Raw genomic sequence first — 18431 nt, forward strand, 5'->3', positions numbered from 1 at the left:
GCAAGCGATATCCTGTTATCAGGATTATTCGTGTCCCCATCGTCTAGAGGCCTAGGACACTGCCCTTTCACGGCTGTAACAGGGGTTCGAATCCCCTTGGGGACGCCATCTCCGATAATGTGTGAAAGACATTATCACCGAATATCTCAAAACTGACTTTCGAGTCACGTTTGAGATATTGCTCTTTAAAAATCCGGAACAAGCTGAAAATTGAAACGACACACTGTTTCCTTTCTCCGTAATAAGAAAGGAATAGAAGTGTGTTCGAGTCTCTCAAATTTTCACATCATCGATTGTGTCTTACGAGACATCTTCGGGTTGTGAGGTTAAGCGACTAAGCGTACACGGTGGATGCCCTGGCAGTCAGAGGCGATGAAGGACGTGCTAATCTGCGATAAGCGTCGGTAAGGTGATATGAACCGTTATAACCGACGATTTCCGAATGGGGAAACCCAGTGCAATTCGTTGCACTATCGTTAAGTGAATACATAGCTTAACGAAGCGAACCGAGGGAACTGAAACATCTAAGTACCTCGAGGAAAAGAAATCAACCGAGATTCCCCCAGTAGCGGCGAGCGAACGGGGAACAGCCCAGAGTCTGAATCAGTTTGTGCATTAGTGGAAGCGTCTGGAAAGTCGCAGGGTACAGGGTGATACTCCCGTACACAAAAATGCACTTGCTGTGAACTCGAAGAGTAGGGCGGGACACGTGGTATCCTGTCTGAATATGGGGGGACCATCCTCCAAGGCTAAATACTCCTGACTGACCGATAGCGAACAAGTACCGTGAGGGAAAGGCGAAAAGAACCCCGGCGAGGGGAGTGAAACAGAACCTGAAACCGTGTACGTACAAGCAGTGGGAGCCTCTTTTATGGGGTGACTGCGTACCTTTTGTATAATGGGTCAGCGACTTATATTCTGTAGCAAGGTTAACCGTATAGGGGAGCCGCAGGGAAACCGAGTCTTAACTGGGCGTTAAGTTGCAGGGTATAGACCCGAAACCCGGTGATCTAGCCATGGGCAGGTTGAAGGTTGGGTAACACTAACTGGAGGACCGAACCGACTAATGTTGAAAAATTAGCGGATGACTTGTGGCTGGGGGTGAAAGGCCAATCAAACCGGGAGATAGCTGGTTCTCCCCGAAAGCTATTTAGGTAGCGCCTCGTGAACTCATCTTCGGGGGTAGAGCACTGTTTCGGCTAGGGGGCCATCCCGGCTTACCAACCCGATGCAAACTACGAATACCGAAGAATGTTATCACGGGAGACACACGGCGGGTGCTAACGTCCGTCGTGAAGAGGGAAACAACCCAGACCGCCAGCTAAGGTCCCAAAGTCATGGTTAAGTGGGAAACGATGTGGGAAGGCACAGACAGCCAGGATGTTGGCTTAGAAGCAGCCATCATTTAAAGAAAGCGTAATAGCTCACTGGTCGAGTCGGCCTGCGCGGAAGATGTAACGGGGCTAAACCATGCACCGAAGCTGCGGCAGCGACGCTTATGCGTTGTTGGGTAGGGGAGCGTTCTGTAAGCCGTCGAAGCTTACCTGTGAGGGTAGGTGGAGGTATCAGAAGTGCGAATGCTGACATAAGTAACGATAAAGCGGGTGAAAAACCCGCTCGCCGGAAGACCAAGGGTTCCTGTCCAACGTTAATCGGGGCAGGGTGAGTCGACCCCTAAGGCGAGGCCGAAAGGCGTAGTCGATGGGAAACAGGTTAATATTCCTGTACTCGGTGTGACTGCGAAGGGGGGACGGAGAGGGCTATGTTAGCCGGGCGACGGTTGTCCCGGTTTAAGCATGTAGGCGGAGAGTTTAGGTAAATCCGGACTCTTATCTAACGCTGAGGTGTGATGACGAGGTACTACGGTACTGAAGTAACAAATGCCGCACTTCCAGGAAAAGCCTCTAAGCATCAGGTCACATCAAATCGTACCCCAAACCGACACAGGTGGTCAGGTAGAGAATACCAAGGCGCTTGAGAGAACTCGGGTGAAGGAACTAGGCAAAATGGTGCCGTAACTTCGGGAGAAGGCACGCTGTCGGTAGGTGAAGTCCCTCGCGGATGGAGCTGAAGGCAGTCGAAGATACCAGCTGGCTGCAACTGTTTATTAAAAACACAGCACTGTGCAAACACGAAAGTGGACGTATACGGTGTGACGCCTGCCCGGTGCCGGAAGGTTAATTGATGGGGTTAAGCGCAAGCTGAAGCTCTTGATCGAAGCCCCGGTAAACGGCGGCCGTAACTATAACGGTCCTAAGGTAGCGAAATTCCTTGTCGGGTAAGTTCCGACCTGCACGAATGGCGTAATGATGGCCAGGCTGTCTCCACCCGAGACTCAGTGAAATTGAAATCGCTGTGAAGATGCAGTGTACCCGCGGCAAGACGGAAAGACCCCGTGAACCTTTACTATAGCTTGACACTGAACACTGGTCCTTGATGTGTAGGATAGGTGGGAGGCTTTGAAGCGAGGACGCCAGTTCTTGTGGAGCCAACCTTGAAATACCACCCTTTAATGGCTGGTGTTCTAACGTAGACCCCTAATCGGGGTTGCGGACAGTGTCTGGTGGGTAGTTTGACTGGGGCGGTCTCCTCCTAAAGCGTAACGGAGGAGCACGAAGGTTAGCTAATCACGGTCGGACATCGTGAGGTTAGTGCAAAGGCATAAGCTAGCTTGACTGCGAGAGTGACGGCTCGAGCAGGTGCGAAAGCAGGTCTTAGTGATCCGGTGGTTCTGAATGGAAGGGCCATCGCTCAACGGATAAAAGGTACTCCGGGGATAACAGGCTGATACCGCCCAAGAGTTCATATCGACGGCGGTGTTTGGCACCTCGATGTCGGCTCATCACATCCTGGGGCTGAAGTAGGTCCCAAGGGTATGGCTGTTCGCCATTTAAAGTGGTACGCGAGCTGGGTTTAGAGCGTCGTGAGACAGTTCGGTCCCTATCTGCCGTGGGCGCTGGAGAATTGAGGGGGGCTGCTCCTAGTACGAGAGGACCGGAGTGGACGCATCACTGGTGTTCGGGTTGTCATGCCAATGGCATTGCCCGGTAGCTAAATGCGGAAAAGATAAGCGCTGAAAGCATCTAAGCGCGAAACTTGCCCCGAGATGAATTCTCCCTGGGAACTTGATTCCCCTGAAGGAACGTTGAAGACTACGACGTTGATAGGCTGGGTGTGTAAGCGTAGCGATACGTTGAGCTAACCAGTACTAATGATCCGTGAGGCTTAACCTTACAACACCGAAGGTGTTTTGGTTGAGAGACTAAGCATTTGATTTTCAGCTTGAACCGAGATTTTAAGTCGATGGTTATGTGAAAGCATGACGGTTGATGAAACAGAATATGCCTGGCGGCACTAGCGCGGTGGTCCCACCTGACCCCATGCCGAACTCAGAAGTGAAACGCCGTAGCGCCGATGGTAGTGTGGGGTCTCCCCATGCGAGAGTAGGGAACTGCCAGGCTCCAAATAAACAAACAAGCCTCATGCGAAAGCATGGGGCTTTTTTGTTTTATGCGATTTATGAAAATTCACCGACATGCAGATAAAAAGATTAGCTTGCTCACAATTCTTGACGTAACTACCTCAAAACAGACAACTCTGAATAGCATCTAAATAATCACCTGCTTTACTGAATCTTTGGGCTTTACGCTTATTCAGGAAGACAGGGGATTAAAAAATGACTGAAACAGCAACAACACATCAGGACAGCGGAACGCTTACAGGTTCAGATACACGTCGTCGTATTTGGGCAATTGTGGGAGCCTCATCGGGGAATCTGGTTGAATGGTTTGATTTCTATGTCTACTCATTCTGTTCACTCTACTTTGCACATATCTTCTTCCCTTCGGGCAATAGCACAACACAACTTCTACAAACTGCCGGGGTATTTGCCGCAGGTTTTTTAATGCGCCCGATTGGTGGTTGGCTGTTTGGTTATATTGCCGACAAGCACGGGCGTAAAAACTCGATGCTCATCTCTGTTTGCATGATGTGTTTTGGATCTCTGGTAATCGCCTGTTTGCCCGGTTATTCCTCGATTGGCACTTGGGCACCGGCACTTTTGTTGCTTGCTCGTTTATTTCAGGGGCTATCTGTTGGAGGGGAATACGGTACGAGTGCAACTTATATGAGTGAAGTTGCAGTAGAAGGGCGGAAAGGTTTTTATGCGTCTTTTCAATACGTAACACTCATTGGTGGGCAACTTTTAGCGCTACTCGTTGTGGTTGTACTTCAACAAGTTCTCAGTGATGGAGAGTTGCGTGAATGGGGATGGAGGATACCTTTCGCACTGGGCGCAGTACTTGCCGTTGTCGCCCTCTATTTACGCCGTTCATTAGATGAAACTTCAGATAAAGCGACCCGGGAACACAAAGATGCAGGGACTCTGGGTGGGCTTTGGAAAAACCGTAGAGCCTTTATTATGGTACTCGGGTTCACAGCCGGTGGGTCACTTAGCTTCTATACCTTCACAACTTACATGCAAAAGTACCTGGTCAATACTGCAGGGATGCATGCCAACACAGCCAGCGCATTAATGACCTTCGCATTGTTTATCTTTATGTTGGTGCAACCCTTCTTTGGTGCGTTGTCCGACAAAATAGGTCGTCGAAATTCGATGTTGTGCTTTGGTGGCCTGGCAACGGTGATGACTGTGCCAATTCTGACTGCTTTACAAAGCGTTAGCTCACCTTATGCCGCATTCGGTCTGGTCATTCTCGCGATGCTGATCGTCAGTTTTTACACTTCAATAAGTGGTATTTTGAAAGCCGAGATGTTCCCACCTGAGGTACGTGCATTAGGTGTTGGCCTTTCGTATGCGGTTGCAAATGCCTTGTTTGGCGGGTCGGCTGAATATGTTGCGCTCTCACTTAAATCCATCGGAATGGAGACTGCATTTTTCTGGTATGTCTCAGGAATGGGGGCGCTGGCGTTTCTGGTATCGCTATTGCTACACCGCAAAGGGAAGGGCATTAAACTTTAATATTTAGCAAATTGCCATATTGCATAGCCGGTGGCTGCACCGGCTACATCCCATGTGAAATCTTTCCAGCTCCATCCACTTCCAGCCGGGCGGCTATCCCATAATTCTTTCGTGGCCCCAAGACTTACCGAAAATAAGAAACCAAAATTCGCACTACGGGAGTCACTCCAGCCCTGATGCTGGCCATATTCGTTCCCTGCTGCGGATAAAATAGCCGATGCGATAAAGTGCTGTGCTTTATCCTGACCATGCCATTGGTCTTGTGCCATATGGCTGCAACCGCTAAGAAGGAATATTGAGGGGAGTAAAAAACGCAGCATTCATGATCCTCTGGCTACAAAAAAACCCTGCAAGCAGGGCTTTTCAGTATAGCGATGAATTACAGAATACGACTTATCAAACGGTCTATACGGATACGGCGTAAGCGGCGAATAAGCTTGCGCACTTTAACCGGATATTCCGCGATGCTCTGCAAATCACGATAATGTTGAACGACCGTGGTGTGAGTCCGAATCAAATCTAATTCATGGTCACGCTGCGCCGTAAGTTCTTGTTTTGGATCGTGAATCAGAATTGCATTCTCCAGATCCAGTCTCCACGCTCGCGGGTTGAGGTTATTACCGGTCAGCAGCATCCACTCATCATCGACCCACATGCCTTTCAGATGGTAACTGTTATCGTCATCTTTCCACAGGCGAACAATTAATTGCCCGCTGTTAACGTAGTATTGTAAGCGGCTCAGGAAGCGACGAAGGTTTATTTCATAGAGATAAGGTAAGGCACCGATAATTTTAAACGGTTGATCTTCCGGAATATAAAAATCATTCGCGGTTTTATCACCGACAATAATCTCGACCTGTTTCCCTTCGCGTAAGAGCGTAATAATGTTACGCACCAGCACCGCAGGAAGGTTGAAATAAGGCGTACAAATAACAAGTTTCTGCTCGGTACACGGCATCAAATGATAGATGGTTTTATTGAGCAGGCTAGCTTTACCCAGCCCGACTAATGGCGTAACGGCAAGCTGTTCGTTATCGGCATTACCCTGGAAATGAAAACTGGCATCTCGCAGTTCCTGGCGGAACAAACGAATATCATTTTTGATCTCTGGGCTTTTTGGCCTGTGTAGTTTATCCAGGCGATGTACCGCACGACCATGTACCAGATTTTCTTGCATCCAGTTATACATGATGTCGGAAAGCTGAGGGTTACAGATGACCTGATAGCGGTCATAACGATATTTATCATGCTGATGCAGATAGACGTCATTCACACTGGCACCGCTGTAAATCACGCAATCATCAACAATAAAACCTTTGAAATGCAGAACGCCTAATGCTTCGCGCGTGTTCACTGGCACGCCGTACACTGGAATATCTACGCCGGTATACTCCTCGGTCATACGATGATACCAGTCAGCATTGGTATTGGTCGCGGCGGCTCCGATGCGTCCTCGCTGCGCGCGATGCCAGTCCACCAGAACGGTTACTTCAATTTCCGGGCGTTGCTGTTTTGCCTGGTAGAGCGCGGTTAACACGGCTTTACCAGCATCATCTTGTTCAAGATACAATGCGACAATACAGATGCGGCGAGTTGCGCTCGCAATTTTTTGCAGCAGAACTTCACGGAAATCCGCTGGGGAGAAAAGGGTCTTTACATCATCAACTGACTGAGAAAGCTTCGGCAATTGGGCAAGGTGTTGTTGATGTTTATTACGTTTAAATTTAGACAACATCACAGTGCGTATCTTCTCTATTCATTGGATGGCCTTCTGCAAAATCCAGACGTCAGAACCTGCTGATAATACCACTACTGACCCGCAAAGTGAGTAAGTTTTCCAGTACCTTACTCACGAATCTATGCTTTTTATCAATGGAAGAGCCAGACTTACGATGCCATCTTCCAGTTGTATATCGACATCAAATCCGAGTTTTCTGGCCAAAGTGACCATGCCACGATTGTTCGGCATCGTAATGCCATTTAATCTTTGCAGCCCATGATCACTGGTATAGGCAATCAGTTTTTCCAGTAATCGCCGCCCCAATCCCAAACCCTTCAGGTCAGAACGAACCAGCACAGCAAATTCCGCATCGATATTGTCGGGATCAGAGATCGCGCGCGTGACGCCGATTATCTCACTCTCGCCATTTTTTTGGCGCACTGCGACGAATGCCATTTCTCGATCGTAGTCGATCTGGGTCATATTGGCTAAATCTTCATGGGTAAATTCGTTGATCTCACTGAAGTAGCGATAGTAGAGATCTTCTTTGGTAACCAGAGAAATAAACTGTTGAAGCAAGGGCTCATCTTCCGGAAGGATCGGGCGGAACAGGCATTGCTCGCCGTTCTTGAGAGTCACATTTTCTTCAAGTTGGTACGGATAGGGGCGGATCGCTAATCGTGTTTCTGCATCTCCGTCAAATTTACCGAGCTGCAAAGTCACATCTAGAAGAGTGAATTCATTACCGGAGGCTAAAAGCGGATGAATATCCAGACGCTGGATTTCCGGGCAATCCACAATCAGGTTTGAGACCTGCACCAGTACCTGGCTGATACCGGGCACATCTAACGGGCGTAATGCGCTGCGCCCACGTATTTTGCCGCTTTTGATCGCCTGAATAACCAAATAACGGGCAAGATTCATATTGAGTGGCGGTAAGGCCACCACGGCCTGCTGATCGGGGCGCCACTCGACGCCGCCTTCGCCCAGCATAATCAGAGGGCCAAAGACGGGATCATGCTCAACCACTATCCGCAGCTCCTGTGCTCCTGCCCGGTTAGCCATACTTTGGACCAACAACCCGTGGATACGTGCCTGTGGCCAGGTCATTTTCACTCGATCAATGATGGCATCAGCGGCTTGTTGAACCTCAGTGGCGGTTCTCAGGTACAACATGACACCCTGAACTTCAGATTTATGGGGAATATCAGGGGAGCGTAATTTCAGGGCGACCGGATAACCAATTTGTTCTGCAATATGCACAGCTTCCGCGCTATCACCGGCAATCCAGGTTGGCAGCGTGTTTAGCCCGTACGCTTGTAAAATAGGTCGCACTTCATGGGTATCGAGAGAGGTGGCTCCTTCGGTCAGTGCTTGTTGCAGGAGAGCATGAGCTTCACTGGCATTGGCTTTCAGATTGACAGGTAACGCTGGCGTTTCACGCAGCTGTTTCTGATTTCGACGATATTCCACCATATGCATAAATGCGGTTATCGCACCTTCAGGTGTGCGGTAAGTCGGGATACCCGCGTCACTGAACAATCGCCTGGCTTCCTGAGAGGAAAACTCGCCACACCAGTTGGTTATTAACGTGATGTATTTGCCGCGTGGATGTTTGTGGATTAAGTCGATTAACTCGGTGGCGCTTACCGTCCCAGGGGCTGCAGCACTCGGGGCATGGATGATCATCAGGGCATCATAATCCTGGCTATCAAGTAGCGTTTCAACCGCGTGCAGGTAGCGTTCCGGAGTGGCATCGTCGCGTAAATCTAACGGATTACCACTTTCAACACTGACAGGCAAAGCGCTCCTGAGCTTATCGAGTATTTCATCATTCAGTGTCGCCAGTTTGCCGTTGCGCAGCCATAGCTCATCCAATGCCAGGGCGGCGGGAGCTGCACCATTGCTGATAATCATTAAGCGTTCACCGCGTAATGGCCTCATATGGCTTAGCGTCTCTACCGCTGAGAACAGCTCATGAGTGTCCTGAACGCGCAATAGACCAGCACGTTGAATGGCGGCATCCCATGCGGCATCGAGTCCGATATGGGTTTTCAGTAGTTCTTGTGCTTTGGCACTGCGGCCGCTTTTAATCACCAGAATCGGTTTGTTACGCGAAGCACTTCGCGCCGCTGAAACAAAGCGACGAGCGTCGCTCAAATGTTCCAGGTAAAGCAAAATGGCGCTGGTTTTGGTGTCGCGAGCCAGGTAATCCAGTAGCTCATCAACATCAATATCGAGACTGTCACCGAGCGCGATAAACCATGAGAAGCCCATTTCACGTTGCTGAGCCCAGTCCAGAATAGTGTTCGAAACCGCCGCTGATTGCGAAATAAAGGCCAGTTTACCTTTTTGAATTGGGACGGGTGAGAAACTCGCATTCAGACCTTGCCATGGCGCAAGCAAGCCGAGGCTGTTTGGCCCCAGCAGACGCATTTGCCATTGGGTGGCGCAGGCTAATAATTCAGGGAGTTGCTCAGGTGGGGCAGAGAGAATAATGCAGGCTTTGCAGCCTTTTTCACCCAGAGCTTGTAGCAGTTCGAGATTACGTTTTGAGTTTGTGCAAATGACGGCAAGATCGGGCGGGAAAGGGAGGCTTGCGATATCAGGCCAGGCAAGAACGCCGCAAACCGCTTTATGGCTGGGCGTTACAGGCATGACCGGGCCATTAAAACCTCCAGCCAGAAGATTGCGCATCATTAAGTAGCCTGCGCGATCGGTTTTCGCAGAAGCCCCGACAACAGCGATTGATTTGGGACGCAGTAGCGCCTCCAGCCCACGTTGACTCATTGCTCTCTCCCCTGAGAATTAACTCAGTGAGTTTAAACGCTTTCTGGTTCCGCTGCTGTGATGCTGGACTGATGATGGGGTTTGCCTGCCAGATATCGCTCACGAAACAGCGTGAAATGTTCGGTTAGCCCAACAGCTGCGTGTTCATCGCCGGCCAGTGCGAGTAAAGCTGCTGCGACTTCTGCGGTGCAGTATTGCCCGTCAGCATGAACTTCACGGAGCCGATAAGCAGAGACAATACTCAAGTCCACTGAAATGACCGGAAGATTGTCCAGGTAAGGACTCTTGCGAAACATTTTACGCGCTTCAGTCCATGTGCCGTCGAGTATGATGAAAAGCGGTGGTTTGCCACTTTTGGGCGGCACGGTCAGCACTTCTCGCCTAACGCTTGCATAAGAAGCGGGGAATACGACCATCGGTTGGTAATCCGGGGAGCTGACTAAATCGAGCAGGGCCTGCGGTGGTTCGGTTCGTGACCACTGAAAAGCTTCGGTATCCGGCAAAATATCTGCAATGAGTCGCCCGGTATTGCTCGGCTTCATCGGTTCGGTGTCGAACATCACCAGGCAGAAACGGCTACGTGCATTTTGTGGCTGTAGTGTTTCGCACAGGCATTGTTTTAGCGGCAGCAAGCAACGCTGACAACGGCGGATGCGGTTACCACGAGCAAGGAAAGGGCGGGTTGCACGCGCCAGGCGTTCGGCACGAAGACGTAAGACGGCGTTTTCAGTCATCAGATAAACAAGCTTAAAAACGCCATTCTAACGTAGATGAGGCATTCGGGCACAATAAACGTACCCGTGAAGTTAGATGTTTTCGTTCAACCAGCTATCAAACGGTGCTTTAGGCATCGCACCGTTTAGCATGTCGACCATTTCACCTTTTTTGAACACCATTATGGTTGGAATACTGCGGATACGGAAACGTGCGCTCAGTGCCGGCTCTGCTTCTGTATTCACTTTTACAAAACGCACTTTGCCGCTACGTTCTTCCGCCACATCTTCGAAGATTGGCGCGAAGTTCACGCATGGCCCACACCACGGCGCCCAGAAATCCACGACTACGGGTAAATCATCTTGCAGCAATTTATCCAGCGTTTCGCTGGTGGCATTAATCACTTCACCATCAAATAGTTCATGGCCACAACGGCCACATTTCGCACCGTCATCAATACGCTCATCGGGGATGCGATTAATCGCCTGGCAGGCGGCACAAACGGTATTCATAGCTAACCTCTAAAGGATACGTTGTCTGAAAACAGTCAACTCGTCAGTAATGTTTCTTATATGTTAAATATTATCAGCGATTAATAGAGTACCAGCCAAGTGATTTATTCGATGGATATAATAGTTATTGGCTTTCGACCAAAGTTAATGGCTAAGCCGTGCCACATCGGGTAATCTGCGCGCCACGCGCTCAGCCAGGTGGAGAGAAGAATGAACGACGAATTTAAAGGTAAAAGCGGCAAGGTCAAAGTGATGTATGTCCGCGGTGACGATGACAGCGAAAAACGCAGCCAAAACCCGCGCACAGGTAAAGGTGGTGGGCGTCCGGCGGCACCGTCACGTGGTGAGGGCCGTCGTGGTCCACGTCGCGATGATAAGCCTGGCGCCGGGCGTGATCGGAATCGTAGTGATGATCGTGACGATCGCGGTGATAACCCGTGGCGTACGGTTTCACGACCGCCAAGAGAAGAAGTAGTTGAAGCAGGCGAACAAATGGGTGCCAACGGCAGACCAATTGTTGACCCTGAAGTGATTCGCCGCCAGCGTGCGGAAGAAACTCGTGTTTACGGTGAAAATGCTTGCCAGGCGCTGTTCTTGAGCCGCCCTGATTGCATCGTACGCGCCTGGTTTGTCCAGAGCGTGACTCCGCGTTTCAAAGAAGCATTACGTTGGATGGCAGCAAACCGTAAAGCCTACCATGTGGTAGATGATGCTGAGTTAGTGAAAGCATCAGGTACTGAGCACCACGGTGGCGTTTGCTTCATCATTAAAAAGCGTCGTGGTATCACAGTTGATAGCTGGCTTTCTAAAGCTGGTGAAGAAGATTGTGTACTGGCGCTGGAAAACGTGGCTAACCCGCACAACCTCGGCGGCATTATGCGCAGCTGTGCACACTTCGGTGTGAAAGGTTTGCTGGTAGAAGATGCGGCAATGCTGGAGTCTGGTGCTGCTGTTCGTACTGCTGAAGGCGGTGCGGAGCATGTTGAAGCCATCAGCGGCGAGACTTTCGAAGACGGTCTGGAGCAATTCCGTAAAGCCGGTTATGCGATTGTCACAACATCAAGCCACAAAGGAACTCCGCTTTTCAAAGCTGAGTTGCCGAAGAAAATGGTTCTGGTGTTAGGTCAGGAACGCGAAGGCGTTTCCGATGCAACCTTCGAAAATGCTGATATGAGCGTGGCGATTACCGGTACTGGTAATGTTGAAAGCCTGAACGTATCAGTAGCAACCGGTGTGTTGCTCTCGGAATGGTGGCGTCAAAACAAAGCGTGATGCTTTGTTAATGACTGCTTTAAAAAGCCAGCGAAAGCTGGCTTTTTTGTCTCTTTAATCTGGCAACACAGGCGTCCAGTTAATCGCTGGCTGGTTGCGCTCAGTCAGATACTCATTAGTTTTAGAGAAATGACCGCAGCCCATAAACCCACGATGTGCTGATAAAGGCGAAGGATGGGGAGCTTGTAAAACATGGTGGCGATTGCGATCGATAAAGCTACCTTTCTTTTGCGCGTGCGAACCCCATAGCAAAAAGACCACACCTTCACAGTGTTCGTTGATAAGCGCTATCACTTTATCCGTGAACGTCTCCCAACCTAATTTCGCATGTGAATGCGCATTGCCTGCTTCAACAGTCAGTACGGTGTTGAGCAATAATACGCCCTGGCGCGCCCAGCTTTCCAGATAGCCGTGGTTTGGCCGCGTAAAATCAGCAATATCGGTCTGTAGCTCTTTATACATATTGGCTAATGATGGCGGCACTGCAACGCCGGGAAGCACAGAAAAGGCCAGCCCATGCGCCTGTCCTGGCCCATGGTAAGGGTCTTGACCAAGGATCACGACTTTAACATCACCCAGCTCAGTAAACCTGAATGCGTTGAACACATCTTTCTGCGGAGGATAAACCGTGACTCCAGCAGCACGCCGTTCAGTAACTGTCGCCAGTATGTTTGTGAAATAGGTCTGCTGCTTTTCTTGCGCCAGCACATCGTGCCATGTGAGGGGGGTTGTCATCTCGCTCTCCTGCGATTCGGAATGCCACTAGCTTAACCACTTCTTTCTTCTAAGCAAAATGGATGAACGGCTGATAAGCGTGAAACCTAAAAAAATTTGAAAATTTACATAATTTTTAATTTTCACCAGCTTGGCTAAGTTGATGTAAAACAAATAAATGATATCATAGGCACATAGAAGGCATGGGTTTAATTGATTTAAATCAAAGTTGGAAGCTGGTTTGGCTAGTATAAAGATCAGTAACGCAACAATGGTTTTACCAATGAGCCAGTTTATGGCCCGAAATAGAATCACAAAATTAGCCCTTAGGGAGAAATAAAATGATTACTGGTATCCAAATTACTAAAGCTGCAAATGATTCACTCCTGAACTCTATCTGGCTGCTGGACAGCGAGAAAGGCGAAGCGCGTTGTGTTTGTGCTAAAGCTGGTTTTGCAGAAGACGAAGTTGTAGAAGTGAGCAAATTGGGTGAAATCGAATATCGCGAAATCCCAGTTGAAGCAAAACCTGAAGTTCGTGTAGAAGGTGGTCAGCACCTGAACGTGAACGTTCTGCGTCGTGAGACTCTGGAAGATGCAGTTAAGCACCCAGAAAAATACCCGCAGTTGACCATTCGTGTGTCTGGCTATGCAGTACGTTTCAACTCACTGACTGCAGAACAGCAGCGTGATGTTATTGCACGTACTTTTACTGCAAGCCTCTAATATCCTGCATCTCGAATTATTTCGGGTATACAGTATTTAAGATTTAAAAAGCCGGTGCTCATTGCACCGGCTTTTTTATGGCTTTGAGTCAGTAACCGTTATGAAACGGTTAAAATACTAACTCAGAACGTAAAAAAACCGCCTCCATAGAGACGGTTTTTATGATCGCTGACGATTTATTCAGCTGAATCGGTTTTCGCACTGCTTGGTTTACGGCGCTTCCCGACATTCTTTTTATCGCGCAGACGAACTTTCACACGCGGTTTTTCTTTATCGTCTTTCTTCTTCTCTTCGCGCTTAGCGAGTACTTTCTTCGACGGCTTACCAGTGAGTTTCTCACTTGGTGCGCGGGTCGTTGGGCGCAGCTCTTCGATAATGCGCGCTTTCATTGGTTCTTTCATGTAACGCGTAACTTTGCCAAGCAGCAAATGGTCGTGCGCTTCAACCAGGGAAATAGCGATACCTTTGAGGCCCGCACGGCCTGTACGCCCGATACGGTGCAGGTAAGTGTCAGCAGTACGCGGCATATCGAAGTTGAACACATGGCTCACTTCTGGAATATCGATACCTCGAGCGGCAACATCTGTCGCAATCAACACGCTCACACGGCCATCAGTCAAACGCTTGATAGCTTCGGTACGCTTCATCTGCACCATTTCGCCTTCGAGGTAGCAGGTGTTGATACCCGCTTCACGAAGCCACGCAACCAGTTCATGCACACGGTCGCGTTTACGGACAAACACGATTGAACGTGTAGTGTCTGGTTGCTTAAGCAAATGCACCAGCATTGCCGTTTTATGCTCAACGTTGTCTGCGCGGTAGTACCACTGGTGGATTTTCTTGCGCTCGCGAGTTGAGGAGGTTGCAGAAACTTCTACCGGATCTTCTAACAAACGCTCTGCGAAGTTCTTGATCGCGTCGCCTTCAAGCGTTGCGGAGAACAACATGGTTTGTTTGCGCCAGCGTGTTTCAGCAGCAATGGTTTCGATATCCTGCGCAAAGCCCAGATCCAACATGCGATCGGCTTCATCAAGAATCAGTGTCTCTACCGCACGGCAATCAAAGTTTTCTTCTTTGATGTATTGCAGCAGACGACCCGTCGTTGCAACAACAATATCCTGATTTTCGCTGAACACTTCCGCGTGGTTCATATAAGCCACGCCACCGGTGATGGTTGCGATATCAAGATGTGTATGTTTTGCCAGTTCACGAGCGTGATCGGCCACTTGCATTGCCAGTTCACGCGTTGGCGTGACGATCAAAATACGTGGTGGGCCAGATTTCTTACGCGGGAAATCGACCAAATGCTGTAACACAGGCAGCAAATAAGCGGCTGTTTTACCGGTACCGGTTGGCGCGGAACCGAGGACATCACGCCCTTCAAGTGCAGGTGGAATGGCGGCAGCCTGAATAGCTGTCGGGCGGGTAAAGCCCTTGTCCTGGAGCGCGAGTAACAAACTCTCGTCAAGTTCCAGTTCGGAAAAAGTGGTTACAGTCATGGTCTTCCTCTATGTAGGGCGCCGATTATAGACGTTATGGCTGCGATCTTCATCTGTTTGTGTGGGTAACTGACGCTTTTCCTGGCAGCGAGTTTCCCCTATGCTACACCCGTTTCTCTATAGGGTAGCTAAGATGTGCAGTCAAAAAGCAGTATTGCGTCGTGATGGATTCACCTTTAAACAGTTCTTTGTCGCGCACGATCGATGCGCAATGAAAGTCGGTACAGATGGCACACTGCTTGGCGCTTGGGTGCCTGTGGCAAACGTGACTAGCGTATTGGACATCGGCACAGGTAGTGGTTTGTTGGCGCTGATGCTCGCGCAACGCACTCCGGATAATGTCACGATCGATGCTGTGGAACTTGATCCCGTTGCCGCTGAGCAAGCTGCGGAAAATGCCAAAGGTTGCCAGTGGGCCCCGCGCATAACAGTGCATTGTGCAGATATCCGCGAATGGGCTGAGCAGGCAACACAGCGGTATTCGCTGATTGTCAGTAATCCGCCATTCTTTGAACAGGGCAGCAATTGTGCATCGGCAGAACGTGCACAGGCGCGCTACACCACGACATTGGATCATAGCGCGTTGTTAAACAGCGCAACGCAGTTAATTACGGAAGACGGTTTTTTCTGTGTGATCATGCCTGAAACGGCGGGAACGGCGTTTACTGAACTGGCTAAAAAGCAGGGATGGCATGTTCGTTATCGTACCGACGTTGCTGATAACGAAACGCGCTTGCCGCATCGTGTCATGCTGGCGCTGTCACCGACAGACGGTGAATATTATACCGATCGATTAACGATTCGTGGGCCAGACCAGCAGTATTCAGAAGGCTACTGCAGCCTGACCCAGGATTTCTACTTATTTATGTAGAGCGGCGAGAGAATGCTTGGCCCGGAGTTTTCGGCTAAATCCGGGTAGTCCAGCGTGTAGTGCAGACCCCGGCTTTCTTTCCGCATCATGGCGCAGCGCACAATCAACTCTGCAACCTGCACCAGGTTGCGCAGTTCCAGCAAATTGTTCGAGACACGGAAGTTGGCGTAGTACTCGTCGATTTCTTGCTGCAACATGGTGATACGGCGCAATGCGCGTTCCAGGCGGCGCGTCGATCGCACAATACCGACGTAATCCCACATAAATAAACGCAGCTCATGCCAGTTATGCTGAATAACAACTTGCTCATCTGGGTTATCGACGCGGCTATCATCCCAGTCGGGTAATGACCTGGAAATGCGGGCGTATGGCATACGCTTGATAATATCCTCTGCCGCTGACCAGCCATAAACCAGGCATTCGAGCAGTGAATTTGATGCCATACGGTTTGCGCCATGCAGGCCGGTATAAGTCACTTCGCCGATAGCATAAAGCCCGTCAACATCAGTACGCCCATTCTCATCGACCATCACGCCACCGCAGGTGTAGTGCGCAGCAGGAACGACAGGTACCGGTTCTTTGGTGATATCGATACCCAGTCCCATCAGCTTTTCATAGATAGTCGGGAAATGGTGGCGCACAAACTCTTCCGGTTTGTGGCTGATATCCAGGTACATGCAATCTGCACCCAGGCGTTTCATTTCATGATCGATGGCGCGTGCCACGATATCTCGCGGCGCTAGTTCACCACGCTCGTCAAAATCAGGCATAAAGCGCGAGCCGTCCGGGCGCTTGAGATAGGCACCTTCACCGCGCAATGCTTCGGTCAGCAGGAAATTGCGCGCTTGCGGATGGAAGAGAGCGGTAGGGTGGAACTGATTAAATTCCAGGTTGGCGACACGGCAACCCGCACGCCAGGCCATGGCTATACCGTCGCCAGAAGAGATGTCCGGGTTTGTGGTGTACTGATAAACCTTTGATGCGCCACCGGTAGCTAAAACGACCGCTTTTGCACGGCAAGTTTCTACTTTTTCGCGGTTGCGGTTCCAAATCCAGGCACCGACAACGCGACGCGTGCCCGGCAGGCCAATTTTGTCCGAGACAATAAGATCGACTGCATTGCTACGTTCAATGACGCGAATATTAGGGTGGCTCAGTGCCTTGCCGACGAGTGTGGTTTCAACTTCTTTACCCGTTGCATCAGCGGCATGGAGAATTCGGCGATGGCTGTGTCCACCTTCGCGGGTCAAATGATAACTTTCCGCACCATTTGCCTGAATTTCGGTATCAAACAATACACCCTGGTCGATTAACCATTGCACGCAATGGCGTGCATTGCTGGCGACAAACTCTACCGCATCCCGGTCGCAAATCCCGGCTCCGGCAATAAGCGTATCTTCAACATGTGAATCGATGCTGTCCGTTTCATCAAACACGGCGGCAATACCGCCCTGAGCATAGAATGTTGAGCCTTCATTGATTGGGCCCTTACTCAGAACAATAACTTTGCTGTTTTCGGCAAGCCGTAAAGCAAGAGAGAGGCCAGCAGCTCCGCTACCGACGATTAATACATCACAAGCTAGTTCGGAATTTGCGTTCATCGTGTTTAATTTACTAAACAAAGGTTGGGCCAGCATATCACCCGATGTGGGCTCTAACACGCTTTTTTTAATTCAGTGTTATATGAACTAAACAAAAGAGCTGAAGATCTCAGTTTCATCTGAATTATGTGCTGGATAAGCCATATTTGTTACAGGTCCGATGTTAGTGGCAGATTTTCTGATGAAAAATCATGATTCATGCGATACTCTGCAAGCAGTTTAGCGATCGCCTTTTAGGATAAAAAAGGTGTTACGGTTTGTGCCACGAAACTTATAATCAAGAAGAGATAATTCGTGGAACAGATCAGGAAAACAAAGGCGTAACGGAACTTTGCTCAAATCGAGCGCTCCAACCGTGAACTTGCTCAAATATGCAGAGTTCGGGTGGCTTTTCAATTACGCGTGGAAATAGGTTTGGGGAGACATTACCTCGGATGAGCGAGCAGTTAACGGATCAAGTCCTCGTCGAACGGGTCCAGAAGGGAGATCAGAAGTCATTCAATTTACTGGTAATTCGTTATCAGCATAAAGTGGCGAGTCTGGTTTCCCGCTATGTGCCTTCAGGAGATGTTCCTGATGTGGTGCAGGAGTCTTTCATTAAAGCTTATCGTGCGCTGGATTCATTCCGCGGCGATAGCGCGTTTTATACATGGTTGTACCGAATAGCGGTCAACACGGCAAAAAATTATCTGGTTGCTCAGGGACGTCGTCCTCCATCTAGCGATGTGGACGCAATTGATGCGGAAAACTACGAAAGTGGCAGCGCATTGAAAGAAATTTCGAACCCTGAGAACTTAATGTTGTCTGAAGAACTGAGACAAATAGTTTTCCGTACTATTGAGTCACTCCCGGAAGATTTACGCATGGCAATTACGTTGCGGGAGTTGGATGGTTTGAGCTATGAAGAAATAGCCGTCATCATGGATTGCCCAGTAGGGACTGTACGTTCTCGTATTTTCCGTGCACGGGAAGCTATTGATAATAAAGTTCAACCGCTTATCAGGCGTTGACGATAGCGGGTTACTGGAAGGG

14 protein-coding genes, 1 tRNA gene and 2 rRNA genes are annotated in these 18431 nt (G+C 49.6%); 9 read left to right on the plus strand and 8 right to left on the minus strand.

Annotated features, from left to right (window positions below):
- Positions 1 to 32: 32 nt before the first annotated feature.
- From AC0IXI_RS05570 to AC0IXI_RS05585, 4 genes are all read left to right on the plus strand, one after another.
- Positions 33 to 108 (plus strand) — tRNA-Glu (locus AC0IXI_RS05570).
- Between the two features lie 216 nt (positions 109 to 324).
- Positions 325 to 3233 (plus strand): 23S ribosomal RNA (locus tag AC0IXI_RS05575).
- A 111-nt stretch (positions 3234 to 3344) separates the two neighbouring features.
- A 5S ribosomal RNA gene (gene rrf, locus AC0IXI_RS05580) occupies positions 3345 to 3460 on the plus strand.
- Positions 3461 to 3676: 216 nt separating this feature from the next.
- Positions 3677 to 4981, plus strand: coding sequence for an MFS transporter (locus AC0IXI_RS05585; protein ID WP_064513156.1), 1305 nt, complete (start codon positions 3677 to 3679; stop codon positions 4979 to 4981).
- Here the strand turns inward: AC0IXI_RS05585 and AC0IXI_RS05590 are convergent.
- From AC0IXI_RS05590 to trxC, 5 genes are all read right to left on the minus strand, one after another.
- The gene (locus AC0IXI_RS05590; RefSeq protein ID WP_134184886.1) at positions 4978 to 5301 is read right to left on the minus strand and encodes a YfiM family lipoprotein; all 324 of its coding nucleotides are present in this window, start codon (positions 5299 to 5301) and stop codon (positions 4978 to 4980) included. The genes AC0IXI_RS05585 and AC0IXI_RS05590 overlap by 4 nt on opposite strands.
- 59 nt (positions 5302 to 5360) lie before the next feature.
- The gene (gene pssA / locus AC0IXI_RS05595) at positions 5361 to 6716 is read right to left on the minus strand and encodes a CDP-diacylglycerol--serine O-phosphatidyltransferase (protein WP_134184887.1); all 1356 of its coding nucleotides are present in this window, start codon (positions 6714 to 6716) and stop codon (positions 5361 to 5363) included.
- A gap of 114 nt (positions 6717 to 6830) precedes the next feature.
- Entirely contained in the window at positions 6831 to 9491 is a 2661-nt protein-coding gene (locus tag AC0IXI_RS05600; RefSeq protein ID WP_134184889.1) for a bifunctional acetate--CoA ligase family protein/GNAT family N-acetyltransferase, read from the minus strand.
- A gap of 32 nt (positions 9492 to 9523) precedes the next feature.
- Positions 9524 to 10225, minus strand: a complete 702-nt coding sequence (locus AC0IXI_RS05605) for a tRNA-uridine aminocarboxypropyltransferase (RefSeq protein WP_471682044.1) — start codon at positions 10223 to 10225, stop codon at positions 9524 to 9526.
- A gap of 72 nt (positions 10226 to 10297) precedes the next feature.
- The gene (gene trxC, locus AC0IXI_RS05610) at positions 10298 to 10717 is read right to left on the minus strand and encodes a thioredoxin TrxC (protein ID WP_034461817.1); all 420 of its coding nucleotides are present in this window, start codon (positions 10715 to 10717) and stop codon (positions 10298 to 10300) included.
- Positions 10718 to 10927: 210 nt separating this feature from the next.
- Here trxC and AC0IXI_RS05615 point away from each other — a divergent pair, with 210 nt between their 5' ends.
- The gene (locus tag AC0IXI_RS05615; protein ID WP_064513145.1) at positions 10928 to 11989 is read left to right on the plus strand and encodes a tRNA/rRNA methyltransferase; all 1062 of its coding nucleotides are present in this window, start codon (positions 10928 to 10930) and stop codon (positions 11987 to 11989) included.
- Positions 11990 to 12043: 54 nt separating this feature from the next.
- On the opposite strand, the gene ung is transcribed toward AC0IXI_RS05615, so the two are convergent.
- Entirely contained in the window at positions 12044 to 12724 is a 681-nt protein-coding gene (gene ung, locus AC0IXI_RS05620) for a uracil-DNA glycosylase (RefSeq protein WP_064513143.1), read from the minus strand.
- Positions 12725 to 13044: 320 nt separating this feature from the next.
- Between ung and grcA the strand changes: the two genes are divergently transcribed.
- Positions 13045 to 13428, plus strand: a complete 384-nt coding sequence (gene grcA / locus AC0IXI_RS05625; RefSeq protein WP_064513139.1) for an autonomous glycyl radical cofactor GrcA — start codon at positions 13045 to 13047, stop codon at positions 13426 to 13428.
- Between the two features lie 176 nt (positions 13429 to 13604).
- On the opposite strand, the gene srmB is transcribed toward grcA, so the two are convergent.
- Complete coding sequence (gene srmB / locus AC0IXI_RS05630) at positions 13605 to 14927, minus strand: ATP-dependent RNA helicase SrmB (protein WP_064513137.1); 1323 nt, start codon at positions 14925 to 14927, stop codon at positions 13605 to 13607.
- Positions 14928 to 15060: 133 nt separating this feature from the next.
- Between srmB and trmN the strand changes: the two genes are divergently transcribed.
- Positions 15061 to 15798, plus strand: a complete 738-nt coding sequence (trmN, locus tag AC0IXI_RS05635) for a tRNA(1)(Val) (adenine(37)-N(6))-methyltransferase TrmN (protein WP_064560373.1) — start codon at positions 15061 to 15063, stop codon at positions 15796 to 15798.
- Here trmN and nadB read toward each other — a convergent pair.
- Positions 15783 to 17399 (minus strand): L-aspartate oxidase, encoded by a 1617-nt coding sequence (gene nadB, locus AC0IXI_RS05640; protein WP_064560399.1) that lies wholly within the window; start codon positions 17397 to 17399, stop codon positions 15783 to 15785. The genes trmN and nadB overlap by 16 nt on opposite strands.
- A gap of 355 nt (positions 17400 to 17754) precedes the next feature.
- Between nadB and AC0IXI_RS05645 the strand changes: the two genes are divergently transcribed.
- Together AC0IXI_RS05645 and rpoE are read left to right on the plus strand one after the other, a co-directional pair.
- Complete coding sequence (locus tag AC0IXI_RS05645) at positions 17755 to 17811, plus strand: hypothetical protein (RefSeq protein WP_413498769.1); 57 nt, start codon at positions 17755 to 17757, stop codon at positions 17809 to 17811.
- A 22-nt stretch (positions 17812 to 17833) separates the two neighbouring features.
- Positions 17834 to 18409: an RNA polymerase sigma factor RpoE gene (gene rpoE, locus AC0IXI_RS05650; RefSeq protein WP_034459318.1), complete on the plus strand. Its 576-nt coding sequence runs from the start codon at positions 17834 to 17836 to the stop codon at positions 18407 to 18409.
- Positions 18410 to 18431 lie beyond the last annotated feature (22 nt).

It is taken from the genome of Buttiauxella sp. AC038 (assembly GCF_979253565.1).